Annotated in this window: 9 protein-coding genes; 3 read left to right on the plus strand and 6 right to left on the minus strand. The window is 42.1% G+C overall.

The features are described from left to right. Positions 1 to 3: 3 nt before the first annotated feature. On the minus strand, positions 4 to 11,400 hold the full coding sequence (locus SY85_RS05960) for an Ig-like domain-containing protein (protein ID WP_066402403.1): 11,397 nt from the start codon (positions 11,398 to 11,400) through the stop codon (positions 4 to 6). Between the two features lie 1,091 nt (positions 11,401 to 12,491). Between SY85_RS05960 and SY85_RS05965 the strand changes: the two genes are divergently transcribed. After that, a complete protein-coding gene (locus SY85_RS05965) occupies positions 12,492 to 13,028 on the plus strand; it encodes a GNAT family N-acetyltransferase (RefSeq protein ID WP_066402405.1) in 537 nt (178 codons plus the stop codon). Between the two features lie 66 nt (positions 13,029 to 13,094). After that, positions 13,095 to 13,985 carry a 3-hydroxyacyl-CoA dehydrogenase family protein gene (locus tag SY85_RS05970; RefSeq protein WP_066402407.1) on the plus strand — a complete coding sequence of 297 codons (891 nt, stop codon included), beginning with the start codon at positions 13,095 to 13,097 and terminating at the stop codon, positions 13,983 to 13,985. A gap of 125 nt (positions 13,986 to 14,110) precedes the next feature. Here the strand turns inward: SY85_RS05970 and SY85_RS05975 are convergent, their stop codons facing one another. From SY85_RS05975 to ribD, 3 genes are read right to left on the minus strand one after another with little or no spacing between them, the layout of a single operon-like run. Next, positions 14,111 to 14,734 (minus strand): IMPACT family protein, encoded by a 624-nt coding sequence (locus SY85_RS05975; protein WP_226999024.1) that lies wholly within the window; start codon positions 14,732 to 14,734, stop codon positions 14,111 to 14,113. A 55-nt stretch (positions 14,735 to 14,789) separates the two neighbouring features. After that, positions 14,790 to 15,671 carry an EamA family transporter gene (locus SY85_RS05980; protein ID WP_066402411.1) on the minus strand — a complete coding sequence of 294 codons (882 nt, stop codon included), beginning with the start codon at positions 15,669 to 15,671 and terminating at the stop codon, positions 14,790 to 14,792. A 12-nt stretch (positions 15,672 to 15,683) separates the two neighbouring features. Beyond that, on the minus strand, positions 15,684 to 16,736 hold the full coding sequence (gene ribD, locus SY85_RS05985; RefSeq protein WP_066402416.1) for a bifunctional diaminohydroxyphosphoribosylaminopyrimidine deaminase/5-amino-6-(5-phosphoribosylamino)uracil reductase RibD: 1,053 nt from the start codon (positions 16,734 to 16,736) through the stop codon (positions 15,684 to 15,686). Positions 16,737 to 16,985: 249 nt separating this feature from the next. Here ribD and prmC point away from each other — a divergent pair, with 249 nt between their 5' ends. Beyond that, positions 16,986 to 17,909, plus strand: a complete 924-nt coding sequence (prmC, locus tag SY85_RS05990) for a peptide chain release factor N(5)-glutamine methyltransferase (RefSeq protein WP_066402421.1) — start codon at positions 16,986 to 16,988, stop codon at positions 17,907 to 17,909. A gap of 220 nt (positions 17,910 to 18,129) precedes the next feature. Here the strand turns inward: prmC and SY85_RS05995 are convergent, their stop codons facing one another. Both SY85_RS05995 and SY85_RS06000 read right to left on the minus strand, forming a co-directional pair. Next, on the minus strand, positions 18,130 to 18,534 hold the full coding sequence (locus SY85_RS05995) for an ExbD/TolR family protein (RefSeq protein ID WP_066402422.1): 405 nt from the start codon (positions 18,532 to 18,534) through the stop codon (positions 18,130 to 18,132). Positions 18,535 to 18,616: 82 nt separating this feature from the next. Further along, a complete protein-coding gene (locus tag SY85_RS06000; protein ID WP_066402423.1) occupies positions 18,617 to 19,315 on the minus strand; it encodes a MotA/TolQ/ExbB proton channel family protein in 699 nt (232 codons plus the stop codon). Positions 19,316 to 19,387 lie beyond the last annotated feature (72 nt).

The following is a 19,387-nucleotide window of genomic DNA, read 5'->3' on the forward strand; positions in this document are numbered from 1 at the left end:
GATTTAACGTACCAGGTTAATGCTACCCTTCTTATTTACCACTGTTCCATCATTTAAAATCAATCTGCACACATACAGATACACTCCCGATGGTTGCAGCTTGCCTTTTTGGGTACCATCCCAAGCACGCTTCTGATCTTTCGATTCATAGATCTTTTCACCCCACTGGTTATACACCATGAACTGCATTTCTTTTATTACATAACCATATACTTGCAACACATCATTCATTCCATCACCATTGGGCGAGAAGCTGTTAGGAATATAGATCTGGTCTACTTGCGCTTTTCCTGTAACGGCTAATGACTGCATGTCTTTACAACCACCTTTGGCTTTCACCGTCAGGGTTACGGATTGTAATGGCATCAGACCTGATACCGTATGTGTTAGACTGTTAGGTGTTGTTGCTTCCCAAGTGTTGCCACCATCTGTAGACACATCATAGGAAGTAGCTCCTTGTACAGCGCTCCACTTAAAGCGAACCATGTTCACACTTGCAGAATCTATGGTAACAACCGGTGTTGCCAGATCGATCAACTGCGTAGCTGTTACTTTTTTGCGGCTGGTGCTTGCACAACCTGTACTAATAGCTTCCACGAAATAATCGGAAGTGCCGTTCACGGTAGTTGTGAAATTGGTACCCGTGCCTACCTGGTTGCCTCCGGTAGCTGCATTGTACCATTTGTAGGTTACTGCAGCAGCAGGGTTCTTAATCGTAAAGGTGACATTGCTACCCTTGCAATTAGAAAGCGTATCTTTTACTACGTCTACTGTTGGACGTGCATTTACCGGCACCTTCTTGGTTGTATCGCCCACACAACCATCCGGAGTTACCAACTTCAATCTTACATTAAAGGTGTCGCTTGTACCATATTGTTTGCTTGTGTTTTGGGTTGCAGCAGAAGTACCATCGCCAAAGGTCCAGTTCCATTGGGTTACGGTTACACCATTTCCACCTGAACCACTGAAGTTGGCTATATCTCCAATACAGTTTGTATAATTTACTGTAAAGTCAGCTTTTGGTGCTTGAACCACCTTCACCGTCAACATCGTCTCCAATGTATTGTTACAGCCTTCAATCTCCGGATGTGAATAGCTAACCGGAATATTATACGTACCTACTTTGCTAAACGTATAATCCTGCGTTAATGTGAATTTGTAATACTTCTTATTGTTAACCACTACTGAATCAATAGCAACAGGGCTTAGCAGGGTAACATCTGTTTTTGGATTTAACTGAGGTACCTGGCTAAATCTCCAAGTGAGTGAAGTAGGTTTCACTGGCACCAGTACCGTTACCTTAAATGGTGAATTGGTACAAGCATATGCACTGGTAGCTCCTGTTGTGCTCAACGTGTTAGTAATAGAAGACAATACATTCAGGTTCTTCACCAATGTACCCAGGTTGTATCCATAACTTTCCTGGTTGCCTTCACCATACACAATACCTGTAAAGGCAGAATCACTCTGCACCCAGCTTTGTCCTGAAGTGCCACCCCACTGCTTCACCACTACTGAGTATCCCGGCAAATTAGGATGCGGATAGGTATGATTGAACGTGTTAGAACCGTCAATGGTTAATGAATTCAAGCCATTGGTTGGGATGACCAACGTGAGATAATTGACATTAATGGCATCCAGATTATTTCTATAAAGACGCGTCTGTTTAACAGCCTGCTCAATTGGGCTTAGGTAGAACAGTTCCGGATCGCCATCTACTAAGGAGCTACTTCCAGGACAAGAGCCGCCTGATGATGCCATATACTGGGCTACCATTACTGGTTTATTAGCTTCGATATAGTCGGCTGTGCCACTTTCAAACTGGTAATAACGATCATTTACCAAACCAAACAGTGTTGTGCCATTTACTTTCACCTCTGTTGCAGGGTCTTTTACCATTACGCGGTAAATACTGGTCTGGAAGTTTTTAGGCGAAGCCGCAATAGAAGTAGGCGCTGTCAGGTAACGCGTACCCCATGCCTGAGATGGGAATACTTGTTGGAAGAGCAGATCTCCCCCATCACCTTTCGATGTACTACATCCTAAACGGGTACGAGAACTTCCGGAGAACACCCCAATAGGGAAACACTTTCCACTTGCGTTAGGCACTGACACAATCTTACTTCCTGTCAGATCAACACCGTCAATACCATTTAAGTTGGCACCCAGTACCTGGTATACTTCTCCTTTATTCAATGTAACTAAAAAAGGTACATCGGCAGGGTGGCCTCCCACAGTTTGATTCGATGGTGTTATTTGTATATAAGTACTGTCGTTATCAGCCACTACAAAGAATGACGAGTAAGTCGGTTTGCCGGTAGCACCTGGATAGCTTTGTCTTGCATTCAAGCTGTAATATTCATAGCCATAAGTGCCTACTGGCAGCAACATGGTAGCGCCAGAGTTTTTAGAAGAATAAATATGCGCATAGGCTACAATTGCCACATCACTCTCAATGCTAATACCTCTATTTGATTTACCTTCTATCAACAGACGGCTATCATAGAAACCTGTTTTAGGCATCCTGTCTGAAGTAATAGCCGTGTTGGCTGGAATGCTATAGGTTTTCATCCAGTCGGTACCATTTACTTTAACCGTAACGGTAGCAGGTTCTGCACCTGTACTTAAGTAAAGCACCATTTCCTGAGCGTTCTGATCTATAAAGTCATAGCTATTAGCATAACCTACCCAGAAGCGTTTACCCGTATTAGAACTATCTGTCTGCAGGGTAATTACCTGTGGTGGCGGAACTGCATTTACATCGGACAAGCCGGTAAAGCGATATAGCTGATTCAATGCTTCTTCCGTAATAGCATTGGCGGCTGTATCTACGGTACTGTTGGCACCTACCAACCAACTACCAATGGCATCGGTTCTACCCATGCGGATCTGGAATTGGTGGTTGATAAAGCCTTGCCAAGGATCAATGAAAAAGTCTTTCTTGGTAAAGCCAGTTGCACTACCAGTTGTTTGTACATCTGTGTAATAGTACATATATGGCGTAGCTGATGTTAAGCCCGGAGGTGTAACTCCAGAATAACGGCGCATTTTCACTTCCGTTGGCACGGTGGTACCCCATGAGATCGTAGATACAGTATCCGTACCCATCATAAAGGTTTGCATACCACCAGCCACTGGTGTAGCCGGAATAGCGGTTAACACCGGAGGTACAGATGTAGGTACAAACTCATAGGCACCTAAATCGGGCACACCGGCTGTTAGCGTTGTTGGCCTTGGCGCATTATTGAAATCATAATCGTTACCCGCAATCTGCACACCACGACCATGCATAGCCCACACTGCTGAATCAGCTATATTAGGCTGCAGGTCTACCTCACTCATAAAGGCTGGCTTGTAGGCAATGGAATTCAGATCCCACATACTTGCATTTCTCCATCCGCGGAGGCTAGAATAGAACCCTGTAGGTGTTTGTATTATTGAAGACCCGCTTGAATACAACATGTTGTAATCACTGGCGGTAAAAGATTGATTAAATGTATAGAAGGCTATTCCTCCGCCATTGTGCGCAAAGATGTTGTTGCGGATATCTACCGTGTTATTGGCATGATAGAAATATGCTGCATAATTATGACGGGTAGAAGCAGAAGCGCTATAAATAGAATTGTTATAGTATTTCGTGCTATCGTCATTAAAGCTATATAAAGCGTAAGAGCTATCAGCTGTGGTTGCCGTTGTTTTAATACTCACCACGTTGTTGACGGTATTGCTGTTGGTTGTGTAATAGTTACTCAAACCATAAACCTTACCGGTGATGTTGTTGGTAGCCAGTACGGTATTTCCCGCCACCTTACCACGCTCCGCATTCGTACCATCGCTGTAAAACATGTAAATACCTTTTATAGTATCCTTAGCATTACTAAAGGTTACCTTATTGCCAATAACCTGGTAAGCCGAATCAGCAAATCCAGCATAAACTCCATATGAAATAGAATTCAATGGAGCAGCCTGATTGACGGTATTATTACTAATACGAATACGGCTGGTATAGGATGTATGAATACCGTGATGATAGGCACCATTTATGGTATTGCTATCAATGACATTCAAGGAAGTTAAATTGGTTTCTGATGTACCACGGAAGTAAATACCGTTGGAACCATTGGTGATGGTATTCTTTTTAATGACATTATTTCCTCCCTTTAAATTATTGGCATAAATACCTACTACGTTTTGCGTTGTCGTTGCAGTTACCGGAGCACTAATCGCTGTGGTATTAATTCTCAGGTTTACCAAACTGTCGTAAGAGGTTGTATTAGCCATATCAATTACACGCCCGTTGGTAGCGTTCAGAGCGGCAATAGTCATGTCCTTATAAGTAATATAGCTGGCACTATCCAATTGCAGCACATAGTTTTTGGTAGCACTAGTAGCATTAAAATTCAATGTTACAGAAGCTGGATCGCCATTCGCACTTTGGAAAGTAACGCGGCTGTTTGCACCAGCACCAGGTACTTTGTGCATACGTACTTGTTCTGTGTATATACCAGGGGCCACATTAAACGTTACACGACCTTCAATACCGCATTCCATAGCTAAAACTGCATCTTTAAATGACACGTAGTTTTTAGGAGCTGCTCCCAATGCCGGATTTATGGTGTAGTCATCCGCCGCCATCAAGCCCGAGTTCAACGATATCGATACCGGTAATGTACGCACTGTGTTACCGCTACAAGTTACCGCTACGCGTATGTCCATAGAAGCACTGGCTTCAATTACTGTATCAGGGAAAAGCTTCGGCGCGCCCAAGGGCAAATAAGGTCCACCGGCCTTTGAGTACTCCCACTGGAAGGAAATGCCACTACCGAACGTATTTCCGCTTAAGCTTAATACTATAGGTGTACCCATACAAATACCTGATGAAGGTGTAGCTGTAACGCTACCTGCGGTAGGAGGCGTGGTACATGCCGGCACTGCTATTTCATACGCACCTACATCTGGCGTTGTGGCAAGACGAGCGTTTCCTTCAATATCGTCTGCGATAATGACACCCGTTCCCCTATTATCGAAATTCGGAGAGGTAGGCTTCAGGTTGCCGGTAGCCGGGCTAGTATAAACCGGATCAATATTACTTGAGTTCAGGTCTTTACCTGTATTGGATCTCCAGGTAGCCAGGCTAGTACGGTTGGCACTTAGGAAACCTATATATGACGAAGCCACAGGTGCCAGGTTAAAGTTGTTATAATCGGAAGTAAATCGAGTGGTAGGTGTAAAGAAGTACAGACCATATTTATTTCCTGTACCGCCACGCATGATGGTGAAAATATTGTTTTTCAGATTAATGCCTTCAGCATCTGTAGTCTGGTAGAAACCATACGTAGGATTCGTTGAAGTATTAGCTGTATTATCTAATGAAATGGTATTATGATAATAGGCAACGTTATCTGACCCAGCATTATAAATACCATACATTTCCCCTTGTCCATTGGTGTTATAGATCAGGTTATTGCTAACCAGGTGCGGCCGGTCAATGGCTGCATCTGTACCGGTAAAGTAAATACCATAAAACTTAGCTGTGCTAGATGACAATTGATCAAAAGAATTATGGATCCGGTTTTTAGAGATACGCATTCCATCACTTACACCTGTTGCGTAAATAGCATAAACATCTGTTGCTGTAGAAGTGTTACGCAATGGACGATAAAGTTCATTACCCTCTACCAGTGTATTAGTGGTGTTACCCAAATAAATACCATAAACATGGTAATCTTTTACCTTATTATTTATAACGCGGTTATCAGTAATCAAAGCGTTGGTATTACCAACTACAGTAATACCCCACTGACCACCATTGACAGTATTACCTTCAAACGTATTATTATCACACATTGAATTTCCAGCAATACCTCCACTTGTATTAGACGCATTAATTATAATACCGGCGTAGGAAGTTGTTGTGCCACTAATATTCGCATTGACTGTACACCTTCTGATCCAATTGTAATCTGCGTTGTTCATCAAATGCACACCAAATTTGAATGCATCGATTGTCAGGCTATCAAAGGTGACATAATCCGCTCCATTCAACTTAATGACTGCCAGCTCTGTAGTGGAATTAGAATTAAACGTAAGGGTGTTACCATTACCATTGAATGTAACGGTGTTAGTGGCCGAAGTACCACGGATTGAGTCCAGGATCACCTGCTCGAAATATGGCCCACTACCGCTTACAACATCAAAGACAACAGGCCCGGCGATACCACAGCCCATGGCATTTTTGGCTGCATTGAAGCTAACAAAGTTGGTAGCAGAAGCAGGGGCATTTTTATTGATCGTATACGTACCACTAGACAGTGGTTGTGTTACAGTAATCAATATAGGTTCGGAAACACTGGTAAGTCCGCTACACGTTGAAGTCAGTCGGTAGTATAAGTTAATAGATGGCGCCAAAATAGCTGTATCCGGATTTGAAAGGGCATAGCCCAGATTGCTGAATGGCCCTGCAGCAGTAGTGGCATATTGCCACTGGAAAACCTGGCCTACACCAAAGGAGTTACCTGTAGCTGTTAACATCACAGGCGTTTCGCTACAAACCGGGGTTTCGCTTACGGCAATAGAGCCAACAATTGGCGGTGTCACACAAGCTGGTGCTGTAAACTCAAGAGCACCCAAATCAGGACTAGTAACATTGCGCACTACACCATCAAAATCGGTAGTGATGCCTGTAGGAGTACCTCTATTGTCAATAGAAGCATTTTTAGGTTTCAGATCACCGTTAGCCAGATCCGTAAAGAATGGATTGCTGGAAACGGAGTGGGCATCCTGACCGGTTGCGCCGCTCCAGCTGGCCAATGTTAATCGCGCTGCATTCCAGAAACCTATATTATTTACTCCGTTAGTGGAAGAAATGTAAAAGTCGTTATTATCGGACAGCAACAAGTTAGTACCCGCATTCATATACACCGCCGCCTTGGAGCTGGAACCATCGCGGGTAATGTTTATGATATTGTTTTTCAACTCAACACCATTCACATTATTGCCTTTTTGGTAATAGCCGTAGGATTCTTGAGTTGTTGTACTGCTAACAGGTTTTCCATCTATGGATAGCGTGTTGTGATGGAACCAAACGTTGGATGAACCGTTGTTATAAAATCCATAAACATTAGAGCTACCGGTGAGATTATAGATCTTATTGTTGCTCACCATGTTTTCGAAAGTAGAAAGAGAAGCAACGCTATTAAAATAAATACCGTAAAAGGCAAAAGTGGCGGCAGGATACGCTCCAAACGGATTTGTTATAATATTCCTTGTAACGTTGGCCTTGGTGCTTAGATTGGTAAAATAAATTCCATAGAAGTCTTTATCCAGCACTCTTTCAGGACGCGAAATGGTATTACCTTCTACAAGTGTATTAAATGAATAAGCTACATAGATACCATAGTTAAAAAAGTCCTTGACGGTATTATTAATGATCTTATTACTACCTAGTGCGTCCGTAGCGCTTCCCACCAGGATCACACCATAATGCCCTCCATTAACTGTATTTCCGCTAATGGTGTTGTTATCGCATTTTGCAGGCCCTGCATCTGTAGGGAAGCTTGCTGCATTACTCACCACAATACCGGCAAGGCTAATGTTTTGCGTAGTAGCAGACTGGTCGATATTGACCGTACAATTATTAATTGTATTGTTATCAGCGTCGTTTAATAAATGAACGCCATATGCATTTTGTGTGCCCTTAGCTGTTATAATAAGGTCATTGAAGGTGATATAATCTGCCCCATTCAACTTAATTACAGCTGGATTAGTGCTGCTCGTTGAATAGGAAAGCGTATTACCATAACCATTAAAAGTAATATTGTTGACCGCTGAAGCACCCGTTATTGGTTGTATGGTCAGCTGTTCGTCGTATGGCCCGCTACCAGCCACTACGTTAAACGTTACCGGGCCACCGATACCACACTTCAAGGCATTATAGGCGTCATTGAATGACTGGAAGTTCGATGCACTTTTTGGCGCCAATTTATTAATGGTAAATGTCCCTGTAATGGTAGCTGAATTGCTAACTTTCACACCTGCAGAAGGAGCCGAACTACCACCATTTGAACAGATTACCTTTACACGATAATATGTAGTAGCAGACTGTGTAGTAGTAAGCGTTGAAGCAGTAGCATTATTAATATCATTCCAATTGATACTATCTGCAGACGATTGCCATTGGTAAGTGATACCAAGCGCTTCTGTAGCACCGGTAACGCTTAATGTAAATGTCTCAGTACATACAAACGCTAAAGAAGAAACGGCAGTACCTCCTACTGGTGTACCCGTACAATCCGGGAAATCAATTACATTGATATTATCTAATCCAATATCTGAAACTGATGCATCTGATACGCCCTCAAAACGCAAGACAGTAGCAGCTGACGTAGCGTTGAAATACAAGGTTTTTGTTCTCCACACAGCAGAAGCCCGTGCACTATCCAGCCTGGTATAAGTAGCCCCGTTATCGGTAGACAATGATATCACCAAGCTATCGTTACCAGCTGCATTGATGTAATCGAACATCAGTCTTTTCCTGGCGACCACGGTATTGGCATTTAGATAAAGATCCAATTTACCCTTGGTGCCATTTGTTGAATTAGCAGAATGGAAACGAGCGGAATAAACCCCAGCCGAAGCAGCTGGTGTATATGAACCATTACCAGATGTCCATTTAGCGGAGCTAATATCATCAGACCTGCGCCAAGCGTTATTACCAGTAGCAGGGCTGTTACGCCAGTAGCTATTTGGCACATCACTCACATCGCAAATACTTCCCCATGCAGCTTCAAAGCTCTCGCTATAAGGTAGCGAAGCATAAGTTGGGGTAGCAAAATTGACCATTACCGAATTGGTATAAGTTGTATTGCCCGAACAAATAATTGCTCTTCTGAAATAGGTAGTACTGTTGATACCGCTGGAAGTATAATCTTTGATTGTAGCAGCAGGAATATCTGTCCAGTTACTATTATCCGTAGAACTTTGCCACTGGTAAGTGATACCTGTACCGGTAGTCGCACCCGTTACAGTGAAAGTAAAGGAAGTGCTGCTATTACACACACTAGAGAGTGAGGATACTGCTACACCTGGAACAGGCGGCGTAATACAGGCGCCTATTGTAAACTCCATAGCACCAGCATCGGGTGTAGTTAATGAGCGAGATCTATCATCAATATCTTTATCAATATTTACATAGTCGCCAAGATTATCAATAGAAAGATCAGTAGGTGTATAGTTTCCAGCACTTGCATTTGCAAACAGCGGATCCACGTTTTTGCTTAGAAGATCATACCCTTTTGAGTTCCAGTTGGCCAAGGACACCTGGTTTCCAGAATAGAATCCTATACCATTTGTACCCGCAGGTGAGTTTATATATAAAATGTTATTATTAGAAGTGATCGTCGAGGTAGTTGTATTAAAATAAAGACAGTTCTTGGCTCCGCTTCCGCCCCTGGTAATATAGAATATATTGTTCTTCAAGTCGATACCAGTTGCTGCAATTGTCTGGTAAAAACCACAGGTGGCGCCGGCTGTAGCAGCTGCATTATCCAGCACTACCGTATTGTGATAATACTGCGCATAGTCTGAGCTGTTATTATACAACGCATATATAATTCCTGAACCACTGTTAAACTTATAGATCAGGTTATTGGATATCTTGTTTTCTGAACCGCTTGTAGCATCACAGGCATTTGCATAAATGCCATAGGCATTTTTTGCTTGTGTTGTAGCATCGGAAATTGTATGCGTGTCGTGGATGCGATTGGCATTTACTATACATTTTTTATTTCCTGCAGCTAATTGAATACCTGTGAAAATGTCACCATCCACCCTGTTTCCACGACTGATGTCATTAAATGAAACCACTGCACCATTGTTGTTGGACAGATCAATACCATTAGCATAGAAATATTTGATGGTATTGCGTGTAATAGTATTGCTTACTGCGTTCAAGCTACCTGCTGCGCCATAGATAATAACCCCTTGAAAAGCACCGGTAATTGTATTATTACTGATGATATTGTTGCTAGCGCTTCCTGTAGCTGTTACAGAAGTATTGGAATTAGAAACTACAATACCGGCACTGTTATTTTGAGTTGTATTGGTAACAGCCGAAATATCGATGTTACAATTGGTAATGTTATTATTATCGGCACCATTGGCTAAATGGATACCCCAGCCAAAGCTTGAACCAGCCTTGGCTTTTATAGTAAAGTTGTTGATGGTCACATAATCGGCTCCATCTAAACGGATAAGATACGGTGTAGCACTGAGTGGTAAAGCCTGGATGGTGGCGCCGTTCCCATTAAAAGTTATGGTATTTGCAATCGATGCCCCATTGATAGCGGGAATGATCACCTGCTCATTATAGGGTCCGCTGCCGGATTGAACATTGAATACTACAGGTCCGTTTATACCGCACTTCAGTGAGTTAATGGCATCTGTAATTGTCTGGAAATTGCTTCCGCCTGTTGGTAAGGCTGCATTAATAGTAAAGGTTCCTGAAATAGCCCCTCCACCAGTTACTCGCACGCTGGCAGAATATCCTGTAATGCCAGTACAAGTAACAGCTACGCGATAGTATGTAGGTGAAGACTGAGTTGTTGTCAATGCGGGAGAAGCGGAAGATGCACCTAAATTAGTCCAGGTGGCATTATCCGGTGAGCTTTGCCATTGGTAAGTCTGACCGGTACCAATAGAGCCACCCGTTACATTCAATGTAAAGTTGGTGCCCTCGCAAGCACTTGTTGCAGAAGCTATAGCCTTTCCTCCTAATGGCGGTGTGGTACAGGCTACCGATGGCTGAAACGCAATACTGCCAATGAAGCCAACTGGCGTTGTGGCAGGCGCGGCCGAGAAAGCGCCCGCATAGCCTGGACTAAGTGGATTATCCTGCGTATAGATCTCCAGACCGCCTCCTTTATAAACGTTAGGCGTAGAACCAGCCAAACCATACGAAGGGCCATTTGCTGGCCCTGAAATAGCGAAACGATAGGTAGTATTGGCAGGTAGAATAATATTTAAACCTGTAAACAGGGGGGTGATACCCGATGTAGCGGGGGCACTCTTGGTAACATTAGCTACTGACACCCAGCCATTTGCCGTGTTAATTGCTAATGGAGCACCAGTTGTGCTAGATGTATTATACCATAATGAGAATGAGCCGGAAATGCTATCCGGAACATAATTACTAACATCGGTAATAACGATGGGCGTAGCATTGGTGTTTCTAACCCCGAAAACAACAACACCGGGTACGGTTGCTGAAGGGGGAGTGATACTTCCAGATGCCGGCACCGGCGAAGTGACCGTCATTTGCGCCTTCAAAAAGGTCACAGACAGGACTGTTATTAGAAGAAATAGTACTTTACTTCTAAAGGCAGCCATACAGCTTGTTCTCATAGCAAGATTTTATATTGTACAGATCAGTAATTAACCAATAGTTAAAGCCGTAACTACATCATTCAACACATGCATGATCACATTCCATTTTCCACTTGCAGATAGGGCGGTATATAAAAGCATTAGCAATCCTTAGGTTTGCTAATGCCAGCATATCATTTTCTTTTTTTGTATAAAGGATAGTATTTCCACATCCACTTCCCTCTCTTCTCTCCTACCCGATTTAAACAATCATTAAACAGGATAAGACGTCATATGACGCCTATTTAAAAATTAGTGACATGTGTACAACAGGCACAATAGCAAGCAATCGTTCATTCGTAAATCTGAATGTGCCTGTACATTTATTGAATACACACAGAAACAGAAAACGGGGGGATAGATGTTAAAGAAATTTTAAAGGAGCTAAGAGGTTAAAGAGGGAAAGAGTATGGTTCACAGGTTGAAAAGTTGACAAGGAATAAGGAAGAAAGAAAAGCGAATATTGAACAAGGAACAAGGAATGTTGAATTTTGAACAAGGAATGTTGAATTTTGAATGAGGGAGGGAATGTTCAAGGTACAAAGAGGGAATTGAGAGATTAAGGTAAAAAGGGCCCCAGGTTGAAACCAAGGGCCGAGCTTATCTGTATTTACTGTTTATGAAGAGACTCTTTTATCTATATATACAGCACACAAGGTTCATACTGGTTTTTCTCTGAAAACCAGATACCTGCAGTGCATCGTTTTAGCTATCACCATTGGATAGGAAACTGTTGGGATACGGCTTAACCAACCCAGCCTTTTACCTTTAGCCATTACACGCCTTTATAATACCTATTTAATTAATAGAAAGGCTTTGAATGACACCTTATTATTAAGTTGAAAGCACCTCTCCAAGAGATGAAAAGGCAAGCAATCGTTTCACCGTTTGACGTATACAAATGATGGTGTCGGTTAAATACAAACGCCAGTGTACTATAAATACAGTGAACACAAGAAATGGGGGGATTGGGTTAACGAGTTTTTTTTAAAAAACTTTAAATACGGTATCCGTTCAAGTAGTGACCAACCAATTATTATTTCAGTTTTTCCATTTTATACATTTGCATTATGATCACCTCTCTACATATAAGCCCTGCCACAACTGATGACATTCCTAACCTTGTTCGGCTGGTTAATAGTGCCTACCGTGGGGATAGTGCCAAAAAAGGATGGACACACGAGGCCGACCTGATCAGTGGGACTGAGCGTATTGATGTTGCGTCAATTAAACAAATGCTGAAGAAACCCAGTTCGGTTATACTAAAGTGTACAGATGACACAAACACAATTGTGGGGTGCGTATACTTGGATAAGCAGGCAGATAAATTATACCTGGGTATGCTTACCGTTTCCCCCGACATCCAAGCCCGGGGCATTGGGAAACGTTTATTACAGGCAGCTGATGAATATGCCCAGCAGAATCAGCTGCACCATATTATTATGACAGTCATTAATGTTCGTAAAGAGTTGATTGACTGGTACAACCGCAACGGTTATACTGATACGGGTGAGCGCCAACCCTTTCCTACCGATGGTCGCTTTGGTTTGCCTCAAACCCAACTGGAGTTTGTCGTATTGCAAAAGACCATATCTGCCGCTCCCTAACATCAGAAAAGCCGTCCCGGTTATTTGCGTTTCATTTCTTAGGTTTGCGCCTCTTAAACTATATGAATGAAAAAAGTAGCTGTAATAGGTGCGGGTACCATGGGTAATGGTATTGCACACGTTTTTGCACAGAATGGTTTTTCTGTAAACCTTATTGATGTTTCTCAACCGCAGCTGGACAAAGCGCTGGAAACTATCTCCAAAAACTTTGACCGACAGATTGCAAAAGGCAGCATTGGAGCAGAAATAAAGGAGGCTGCCATGAATAATATTACCTGTTTTACTACTATAGGTGCTGGTGTTGAAGAAGTAGAATTGATTATAGAAGCCGCTACCGAAAATGTAGACCTTAAGCTGGAAATTTTTAAGCAGATAGATGTTCATGCACCAGCCAACTGCATACTTGCTACTAACACGTCTTCAATATCTATTACCAAAATAGCCTCCGTTACCAATCGTCCCGAGCAGGTAATTGGTATGCATTTCATGAACCCGGTTCCAGTAATGAAACTGGTGGAGATCATCAATGGCTATGCTACAACAAAAGAAGTATCTACTACCATTGTAGAATTAAGCCGCCAATTAGGCAAAGTACCTTGTGTAGTAAACGACTATCCTGGCTTTATTGCCAACCGCATTTTGATGCCTATGATCAATGAAGCTATCTATAGCTTGTTTGAAGGTGTGGCTGGCGTAGAAGAAATAGATACCGTAATGAAGTTAGGTATGGCCCACCCAATGGGGCCGTTACAACTAGCCGACTTTATTGGCCTGGATGTATGTCTTAGCATTTTGAATGTATTGCATGAAGGCTTCGGCAATCCCAAATATGCTCCTTGTCCCCTGTTGGTTAACATGGTTACCGCCAAGAAACTTGGTGTCAAATCTGGCGAAGGTTTCTACACCTATACAGCCGGCAGCAAAGACATGGTAGTTAGTAAAAGTTTCAAGAAATAACAAAGGGCTGCAAAAATGCAGCCCTTTTAAATATTAATTCATTTCTAATGTGGCACTAGCAAGATTGCAACTACTTTCGCGACGTCAAGTACTAGTCAATAGAAATCGAAAAAGTTGGAAGGGTGTTAATTCACTTTCCTAACATCTAAGGAATGCAGTTCTTTTAATTGTTTTAGACAGGAATCTTCATCAGCTTTTGGCACACCTATTTTAGTCCGGCAAAAGAGCTGCATTTCATTTTCTAATACCACACAACCGAAACGTTTTACAATCAGCATCACCTCATTCATTAACGTATAGTCGAAGTTAAGCTCATATTCTACCAGTACAGGCTTTTGCAAAATACGTGTCAACTGCAGGGCTAATGTAGTTGAAGTTTTATAGGCATTGATCAAACCAGGCACTCCTAACAATGTACCTCCAAAATAACGTACCACTACTACGGCAGTATTAGTCAACCCCTTGCTATCGATCTGCCCTAAAATTGGCTTGCCGGCTGAACCAGAAGGTTCTCCATCATCACCAGCCCGAAAATTGTTCATATCAAATCCTAAGCGGTAACCAAAACAATGATGCACCGCTTTTGGATGTTCTTCTTTCAGCGCTTTCCAACGCTTCTTAAAGTCTTCTGCAGTTTGTATAGGAAAGGCATAGGCCAGAAACCGGCTTCCCCGGTCTTTATATTCGGCCACCGCCTCTTTCTCAATCGTATTGTACGTATCCTTCATGAAGGCCGCAAAAGTAGGCATAAATGCTATGTTTCACGCAGAAGGGAGAATTTCATATTGCAGGTTGCAAATTACCTTAACCAAATGCGATTAAGGCAATGGCACCAATAGCCAGAAGTATTCCTATCCAATTAATAATCGATAGTTTTTCTTTAAACAGTAAAGCTGCCATTATAGAGCTAAAAAGTACAATGCCCATATTGTTCATAGGAATAATGGCTGCGCTGTTACCCGGGCTATCTTTCAATACTTTAACCAGGCACCAGATGGAAAAATAATTGGGTACACCAATTAATATACCAGCTAAAATACTGTAAGGGTTAAAGCGTTGCTTGCCTTTAAGAACAAAAATTAGTAAGGCGATTAAACCAAAGGTGCTGGCTGTACCAAATGAAGCAATGAGGTATGCATTACTATTTGATTCATTCAAGAAGCTTTGCTCTACATACTTTACCAGTGTATCTAACGATCCGCTTCCAATGAATAAAATAACAGGTAGTATTATAGGCAATAAACCCAACGGCTTTTGCTTATCCGTAGGATCTTTTTTGTGCGGTATACAGGTAAATATTACAGCAACCAACGCCAAAAGCACCCCCACTATTTTTAGCCATGTTGGCTCTTCATTGTACAAGTAAATGGAAAAAGCAAAAGGAATAACCAATGAAAGCCTGTTGGCAACAGACGCTACCGTTACCCCCAATTTTTGTGTAGTGTACCCTATGACATTAAATAGACTTATAAATATAGAGCCCATAATCAAGGCCCACTTAAACCAAGGCTCTTGAATGGATTCACTATTTAACGGGAAGGCGCCATTTACAATAGAACCCGTTATCACACAGGTCAAATAATTAAAAACAATTGCCTGAAAAGCAGGAATATTATAGCGCTCTACTACCTTAAAAGACAGTGTGAGATAAGACGTTAATACAATGGATCCAAGTAAATAGAACAAAGGTGTACAGTTTTAGTCGAGCAATTTTTTATAGGAACGGATACAGTCTGATTGCACTATTTGCGAGAGAACTAAGTCATGGTTTTTTAAAATTGGTGCTGCCAATCCTTCACCAAGAGCCAGCTTCTCATTTGTAATTACACAAGCCTCATCCCACATACCCTCATCAATAAAACTTTGTAGTAGTCGCGTCCCTCCTTCTACCAGCACAGACTGTATATTTAGCTGGTATAAGGCATTAGTGATCTGGTGCACAAGACTCAAATCTTCCGTAACCTGGTAAGATTGAAGACCAACCAGATACCAGTCAATATTCTTTTGCAACTGGAGTGTGTGCTTATGCTTATTAAAAACAATTGTAGGAGTAACGCCATCGAACAGCTGCAATGTTGAGGGCAAACGCAGATCCATATCTACCACCAGGCGAATGGGGTCTTTACCAGGCCAAAGCCTTGTGGTTAGTGAGGGATCATCATACAAGGCAGTATTCGTTCCTACAAGAATTGACATTTGTTGGCTACGCCAGAGATGAACCAATCGATTCGTATAGGCGTTACTGATAAGCACACGACTATAATCATCATTAGCGATTTTACCATCAGCAGTTTGCGCCCACTTCAATACAATAAATGGCCGGTGCTTGGTATGAAAGGTAAAAAAACGTTTATTGATAGCGAGGCACTCCTTTTCAAGAACCCCCAATGTTACTGATACACCAGCCGCTCTTAGTTTCTCTATGCCTTTTCCATTGACTTCACTAAATGGATCGCGGCAACCAACCACAACTTGCTTAATACCCTTTGTAATGATCAGATCGGCACAGGGTGGCGTTTTTCCAAAATGCGCACAGGGTTCTAATGAAACATAAATTGTAGCTTCTGGTATCAAGGACTTGTCCTCATCCGCCACACTATTAATACAATTCACTTCAGCATGCGCCTGACCATATTGGCGGTGATAGCCCTCACCTATGATGCGGCCATTATACACCAACACAGCACCAACCATAGGATTGGGAGCAACGGATCCCTCTCCTAGTTGTGCCAACTGCAGACACCGGTACATGTATGTTTCGTGCATTGCCAAAATTCAAAAGTAAAGAGTAAAGTTATAACTCCCTTTAGTAAACCTAATAAGTTCGGGATGCGAGAATCGGCAATCGGGTGCAGCTTACAGCAGCAAGCTCCAATGAATCGTTTTAAGGTGTACTATCATGATTGCCGATTCCCGCTTCCTAATAAAAACGCTATTACCATTTAAGATAACTTCTCACTAAGTTTGATCTGCAAAAGTATTGTCTTCAAATAATATGCGATGAAAACAGGAGCAGCAGAACAATGGTTACGCCAGCAGCTAAAGAATATATACGAGGAAAACGAGGCTAATAATATAGCAGCCATGGCGATGGAGCACATTACACAGGCCAATAAAATGGAGCGGGTTCAAAGACAAGAAGAATTATTAAATGAAAAACAGCTGCAGCAACTAACAGTGATAGAACAGCGATTACATCAACATGAACCCATTCAATATGTTTTAGGAGAGGCCTGGTTTTACAACATGAAGCTGTTTGTAGACAAACATGTTTTAATTCCCCGCCCTGAAACTGAGGAGTTGGTGTATTGGATAATCAATGATGTTAAGGCAAAAGGTCTTGATGTATTTCAACGTGGTTCTGCCGATGCCACTTCACAACTTAAAATTCTTGACATAGGCACAGGCAGTGGCTGCATTGCTTTAGCGCTTAAAAACGAGATACCGAGAGCTGAAGTTTGGGGATGTGATGTAAGTGAAGAGGCCTTAAATGTAGCCCGTAGAAATGGTTCAGAGCTTGATATCCGGGTCGACTTCCAAGGTGTCAATATTTTGGATGACGCACAGCAAAAATTATTACCAACAGTTGATATCATTGTCAGCAACCCGCCCTATATCCCACTAAAGGATAAAAACAGCATGCATGCCAATGTGCTAAATCATGAGCCGCACCTGGCCTTATTTGTTCCGGATAATGATGCGTTGAAGTTCTATAAAGCCATTGCCCATTTTGCAAAGAAACGGCTCCACGCCAATGGCCTTCTTTATTTTGAAATACATGAAGATTTAGGAGAAGCTGTAGTAGCCTTATTAGAAAGCGAAGGATATCAAGCCGAACTCAAAAAAGATATGCAGGGGAAAGAAAGGATGGTGAAGGCGGAAAGAATAATGAACAAGGAACAAGGAATGATGAGTGATGAGTGATGAGTAATGAGAGATTGAATGTTCACTGTACAATATAGATAGCAGAAAATTAAATAGAAAAGCACTCCGCCAAGTGGAGTGCTTTTCTATTTAATTGCTCTTTTTATTCTATGCGTTTCTCCGTGTTTCTGCGCCTTATCGAGAAGCCTAGCCCTCCCTTTAGGGGCCGGGGTGCTGCGCTGGCCTTTCACGTCTCACGATTGACGTTTCACGATTTTCTTTACTGCCCATTCTTATCTACTGCCAGCACCGACTTCGCTCCCATTTCACGAGCTACCCGCATAACTGCTACCACGTAGTCAATAGGAACTGTTTTATCAGCATTGATAACAACCGTAGGGTCTTGTGTTTCTTTTTGAATTAAAGGGCGTAATGCTGTAACCAAGGCACTGTCGCTCTCTACGCGTGCGGTGCCTACATAGTAAACTTTATTCGCATCAATGGAAACAACCACTGTTTGCTTGGCTTTTGTATCGCTTTTTGATTTTGGAGCAGACAACTTAATTACGTTGGGATTTGCCAAAGTTGCCGCTATCAAAAAGAATAACAACAGGATAAACAAGATATCATTTAATGGCCCTGTATGTATTTCTGTATGTGCCTTTAACTTTCTTCTGATGTTCATAGAACCAAGATTAATTAAATGAGAGGATGAAGTTTCTTTAAACAGGTATTTATAGTCAAGATATTTAACTATAAACTACATCCTATCTCGTTGGCTCCTGTAGGATATCAATAAACTCCGCACTGGAAGCTTCCATTTTATTGGCTGTCTTGTCTACCTGGGTAGACAGATAGTTATGAGCGATATAGGCTAACAAACCAATGATCAAACCCGTGGCAGAAGTCACCATCTTTGTATAGATACCATTAGCCATGGATTGGATGGTAAACTCACCCGTTGCGGCTAGCTTATAGAACAATTGGAACATACCCACAATGGTACCCAAGAAACCAAACATAGGGGCAATACCAGCAATCAGGGAAAGAATACCCAGGTTGCGCTCCATATTGTACAACTCCAGCTTACCCACATTTTCCATGCTCTTTTCGATATTATCGATTGGTTTTCCAATGCGCTGAATACCCTTATCAATGATACGCGCCACTGGATTATTGGTATTTTTTGCAAAGCTGCGGGCTGCAGTAACATTCCCATTTACAATATGGTCACGAATAATATTCATGAAATTACTATCAATACTAGACGCCTTGCGCAACGCCATTAGACGTTCAAAGAAGACATAGATCGTGGCCAGGAACAAAACAGCAAGTGGTACCATCAACCAGCCACCGAGTGTCAGCAACTCTCCTAAACTAATACTTCCGTCTTTATTGGCATCGTTTTCGGCTACGGCATTTGCAATTCGGGTAGTGGTATCAACGATCTGAAGCAGGTTTATCATATCCTTTTGGTCTTTAATGTACTAATCGGTTCAATAACGTTTGGCAAAAATGAATATTGTTTCAAATATAAG

The sequence above is a fragment of the Flavisolibacter tropicus genome (genome assembly GCF_001644645.1).
Classification (GTDB): domain Bacteria; phylum Bacteroidota; class Bacteroidia; order Chitinophagales; family Chitinophagaceae; genus Flavisolibacter; species Flavisolibacter tropicus.

Bases quoted from the DNA above. Each gene is read 5' to 3' on its own strand.
- SY85_RS05960 (WP_066402403.1), bottom strand. From the start codon at position 11,400: ATGAGAACAAGCTGTATGGCTGCCTTTAGAAGTAAAGTACTATTTCTT.
- SY85_RS05965 (WP_066402405.1), top strand. From the start codon at position 12,492: ATGATCACCTCTCTACATATAAGCCCTGCCACAACTGATGACATTCCT.
- SY85_RS05970 (WP_066402407.1), top strand. From the start codon at position 13,095: ATGAAAAAAGTAGCTGTAATAGGTGCGGGTACCATGGGTAATGGTATT.
- SY85_RS05975 (WP_226999024.1), bottom strand. From the start codon at position 14,734: ATGCCTACTTTTGCGGCCTTCATGAAGGATACGTACAATACGATTGAG.
- ribD (WP_066402416.1), bottom strand. From the start codon at position 16,736: ATGTACCGGTGTCTGCAGTTGGCACAACTAGGAGAGGGATCCGTTGCT.
- prmC (WP_066402421.1), top strand. From the start codon at position 16,986: ATGAAAACAGGAGCAGCAGAACAATGGTTACGCCAGCAGCTAAAGAAT.
- SY85_RS05995 (WP_066402422.1), bottom strand. From the start codon at position 18,534: ATGAACATCAGAAGAAAGTTAAAGGCACATACAGAAATACATACAGGG.
- SY85_RS06000 (WP_066402423.1), bottom strand. From the start codon at position 19,315: ATGATAAACCTGCTTCAGATCGTTGATACCACTACCCGAATTGCAAAT.